Annotated in this window: 3 protein-coding genes; 1 reads left to right on the top strand and 2 read right to left on the bottom strand. The window is 67.0% G+C overall.

Features of this window, described 5'->3' with window-relative positions:
- Window positions 1-113: 113 nt before the first annotated feature.
- Window positions 114-2,303 carry a TonB-dependent siderophore receptor gene (locus tag JMF90_RS26425; protein WP_054927989.1) on the bottom strand — a complete coding sequence of 730 codons (2,190 nt, stop codon included), beginning with the start codon at window positions 2,301-2,303 and terminating at the stop codon, window positions 114-116.
- A gap of 295 nt (window positions 2,304-2,598) precedes the next feature.
- On the opposite strand from JMF90_RS26425, the gene JMF90_RS26430 reads away from it, so the two are divergent.
- The gene (locus tag JMF90_RS26430) at window positions 2,599-3,219 is read left to right on the top strand and encodes an HAD family hydrolase (RefSeq protein ID WP_054927988.1); all 621 of its coding nucleotides are present in this window, start codon (window positions 2,599-2,601) and stop codon (window positions 3,217-3,219) included.
- A 29-nt stretch (window positions 3,220-3,248) separates the two neighbouring features.
- Here JMF90_RS26430 and JMF90_RS26435 read toward each other — a convergent pair.
- A partial coding sequence (locus JMF90_RS26435) for a fatty acid desaturase (protein WP_236598035.1) occupies window positions 3,249-4,306 on the bottom strand: 1,058 nt, incomplete at its 5' end.

Below are 4,306 nucleotides of genomic sequence, written 5' to 3' on the forward strand. Positions count from 1 at the left end.
GATTAACCTATACACGCTTTCCAGGCGTGCGACTTAAACCACTCATCCATCTCTCCGGAAGACCGAGAGTATAGCAAACTCTGGCGGCAGCCCGCCACTCCCTTCCGCGTCGGTCAGAAATCCGTCGTCATCGACAGCCACACCGAGCGCGGGTCGCCCTGCGTCAGGTATCCGCCGATCGTCGACGACCAGTACGACTTGTTCGCGACGTTGCGCACGGTCGCGCGCAACGTCGTCTTCTTGCCGAACACGTTTGTCGCGTAGCGCGCGCCGAGGTCGAAGCGGTCCCACGCCTGGATCGACATCGTGTTCGCGACGTCCAGGTACTGCGGCCCCGTGTGGAGCCAGCGCGCGGTTAGCGTGAGCCCGCGCAGCATCGGCACGTCGTATTCGGCACCCGCGTTGAGCAGGAACGACGGCACGCCGATCGGCCGGTGGCCGTCGTTCGCGCCGCTCGCCGTGTTCTGCAGCGTCGCGTCGAGGTACGTCGCGCCGGCGATCAGCCGCACACCTTTCCACGGCTCGCCGTACACGGCCGTCTCGATGCCGCGGTGCCGCTGCGTGCCGTCGGCGCCGAACAGGTTCGTCGCCGGGTCGGTGTACGCCATCGGCTTCTCGATCTGGAACAGCGCAAGCGACGCACCGTACTTGTCGGTGTCGTAGCGGATGCCGGCTTCATATTGCTTCGACCGGTACGGCGACAGCGCCTGGCCTGCGTTGCGCGCGGTGTTCGGCGCGATCTCGCCCTGGGCGAGCGCTTCGCTGCGATTCGCGAAGATCGACACGTTGCGCCACGGCTTCACGACGAGACCGAACACGGGCGTCGTGATCGCGTCGCTGTAGACGCCCGTGACCGCGCCCGTGTAGCTGAAGTTGTCGACCGAAATCGACTGGCGGCGCGCGCCGATCGTGAACAGCACGCGGTCGTCCAGGAAGCCGAGCGTATCGGACACCGCGAGGCTGCGCAGCCAGGTCTTCGTGACCGTGCCCGGATCGTTCATGTCGCCGCCCGTGTAGGCCGTCGGCGGAGACGCGATCGGCGCGGGATCGTAGAGCGTCGTCGGGAACGCGTTCGACAGCGTGTACGCGGACTGGCTGTCGACGCGGATGAACGACGCGCCGGCCGTCACGAAGTGCGACACGGGGCCGGTCGTGAAGCGGCCGCGTACGCCGGCCTCGGCCGACTGCGCATCTTCCTTGTGCGGCACGCTCAGGCGCGAGCCGGTCGTGCCGGACGACGAGTAGGTCGGCGTGTAATAGTCGCCATGCTCGTTCGTATGGCGTGCGCCGGCCGATACGTAGGCCGTCCATGCTGGCAGGAAGTCATACTCGGCGCGCACGATGCCCACCGTGTCCTCGAGTTCGCTGAAGCTCCACGGTTGCGCATAGTTGTGCGTCGCGGACGGCACGGCGGGCAATTGATCGCCGCTGACGAGCACGACCGGGCGGCCGTTGTCGATCCGCTGCCGCTGATACAGGAAGTCGCCGGACAGGCGCAGCTTGTCGCCGCGCCAGTCGAGCGACACCGCCGTCACGTTGCTGCGGCGGCGCTCGTCGTCGACGGCCGTGTCGCCGCCGCTGATCGACTGGTTCACGCGCACGCCGAACTGGCCTTCGCTGCCGAAGCGGCGGCCGATGTCGACATGCGTGCCGAGCGAACCGGACGTGGCGCCGTCGACGGTGACGCGTGTGAGCGGCTTGTCGTCCGCACGCTTCAGTTGCAGGTTCACGCCGCCGCCGACCGCCGAGCCGTTCGGCGACGCCCCGTTCAGGAAGGCATTCGCGCCCTTGAACACGTCGACGCGCTCGACCGCATCGGTCTGGACGAGTTGCCGCGGCGTGACGCCGTACAGGCCGTTGAGCGACACGTCGTCGCCGGCAAGCTCGAAACCGCGGATGACGAATACCTGCGAGAAGTTGCCGTAGCCGGAGGCGCTGCGCACGGCCGGGTCGTTGTCGAGTACGTCGGCGAGCGTGCGCGCCTGCTGGTCCTCGATCAGTTTCGACGTATAGGTGGTCATGCTGAACGGCACGTCGCTCGCCTTTTGCCGGCCGAGCACGCCGAAATCCGCGCCGCGCGCGACCTGGCCGCCGGCGTAGGTCGGTGCGAGGTCGCCGGGCAGCGGCTCGGCCGCGCCGGTCACGTTGATCGACGGCAGCATGGCGGCATCGGACGCGGCATTGGCGTTGACGGCGGCGGAAGTCGCCTGCTGGGCCCGTGCGGCGGCCGGGAAGGTGCAGGCGAGCGCAATGCCGAAGGCAATCGGCGTGAGACGCCGGACGGGTAACGAAAGTGTCGACATGGGACGCAAATCGGGTGTAGTCGGTGATCCATCCCAGGGCGGCAAGTCGGAATCCGGGCGGCGTGACGCGTCCGTACTGTCGCGGACGTGTTTTTATCGAGCGGCGGAGTCTAGCGTAAACGAGAATCATTGTCGTTTGCGGGAGGGGCGGCCCACTATTTGAGATAACTGGGCGTTCACGGGCGATGGTGCATGATCGCTGAGGGGGCGTCGGGGCGGACTCTACGGTTTCGCGCGGGCCCCCGCGAGTCTGCTATCTTCCCGGGCATCTCATCGCTTTCCCCGCCGATTCTCCATGACCGACCGCATCGTCGCCGCCTTCGATTTCGACGGCACCATCACGACCACCGACAGCTTTCGCCATTTCGTCCGCCAGGCGGTCGGCACGCCGCGTTTCGCGTGGGCCGGGTTGCGCGCGCTGCCGTGGATCGTCGCGATGAAGGCCGGGCTGCTGTCGCGCGGCGACGCGAAGGCAAAGTTCGCGTCGTTCGCGTTCGGGCCGATTCGTGAAGACGCGCTCGATGCGCACGCGCGCACCTTCGTTGACGGTTATCTGCCGCGCCTCGTGCGTCCGGAAATGCTCGAGCGCATCCGCGAGCATCGGGCGCGTGGGCATGAAGTCGTGCTGGTCAGCGCATCGCCGTCGCTGTATCTGGAGAAGTGGGCGAAGACGGCCGGCTTCGACACGGTGCTCGCGACGCGGCTCGCGTTCGAGCGCGGCGTCTTCACCGGGCGCCTCGACGGCGAGAACTGCTGGGGGCCGCAGAAGGTCGTGCGGCTGCGCGGATGGTGGGGCAACCGGCCGCCGAAGCAGTTGTTCGCGTATGGCGACAGTCGCGGCGACAAGGAAATGGCCGAGCTCGCGAACTGGTCGTGGATTCGCGGGCAGGGGCCGATGCCGCCGATCGACGCTTGATGCGGCGCTGATGCGGCGCGCCGCCGCCGTTACGCGTCGGCCTGCGCGTGGTGCGTGCGGCGAGACGGACGATAGCCGCCCCAGCGATTCGCACGGGCGAAGGTGCCGACGTCGTTGAAGCGCACGCCCACTTCGCGCAGCGCCGCATGCGCATGGCGCGCGGTCAGTTGCCGGATGTAGAACGGATCGCGCACCACGAAATGATGAATCGCGTGCGTGCTGCCGAAATTGAAGCAGAACAGCTGGAACGGCAGCATCCACCACGGGTTCAGCACCTGCGTCTGCTGGATCACGTTGCGCGAGTCGATGTCGCCGAAATAGTGCATGTTCGAGCTGACGAAGTTGATGCAGAAGCTGCGCAAGAAGTTCGGCCCGAGCCACACCACCGCCAGGAAATCGACGACGCTCATCACGCGCTCGACGGCGGCGGGCACCGTCACCGCGACATCGAACGCATGCAGCGCGAACAGGCCGACGTGATAGACGATGAACGCGTGCCACAGCGTGTAGTACAGGTGACCGATCGGCATGTACGACGACACCTGCTCGATGCGCAACTGCAGGCGTTCGGACGGGTCCTGCACCGGTTGCGCGGCCACGTACTGCTTCACCTTGCGACGCATCGCGGCCGGCCGCAGCACGACGGCGAGCATGCCGTCCGCGATCATCAGCAGGCGCTTCACGCCCCAGCGCTCGCCGTTGGTGATGCCGTATTCCTCCAGGTCCGATTCGCCGCCCGACACCTTGTGGTGATGCAGGTGCATGCGTCGGCGCGTCCACGGGTTGATCGTGCCGGGCCGCGTGAGCCAGCACAGCGCCATCATCAGGTGATACGCCCACGGCGTCTTCTTGAAGTACATCAGGTGGATCAGGTCGTGCTCGAGCTCGTGGATCAGCGACGTGACGAACGCGGCGAGCGGCAGCGCGACGTACCACGCGATCGCGCCACGCGCATACAGCCATGCGATCGCGAGCATCGCGCTCACCGACACGGCCATCACGGTCGCGCCGACGAGGTTCTGGTTGTCGAGCAGCGGAAAGCGTGCGCGGATCGCGTCGCTCGCGGCGTTCACTTCGCGGCGGACGT

Source organism: Burkholderia sp. E168m23, assembly GCF_016586125.1.
Lineage (GTDB): Bacteria > Pseudomonadota > Gammaproteobacteria > Burkholderiales > Burkholderiaceae > Burkholderia > Burkholderia orbicola.

Coding starts and splice junctions, on each gene's coding strand:
- JMF90_RS26425 (WP_054927989.1), bottom strand. CDS start 2,303: ATGTCGACACTTTCGTTACCCGTCCGGCGTCTCACGCCGATTGCCTTC.
- JMF90_RS26430 (WP_054927988.1), top strand. CDS start 2,599: ATGACCGACCGCATCGTCGCCGCCTTCGATTTCGACGGCACCATCACG.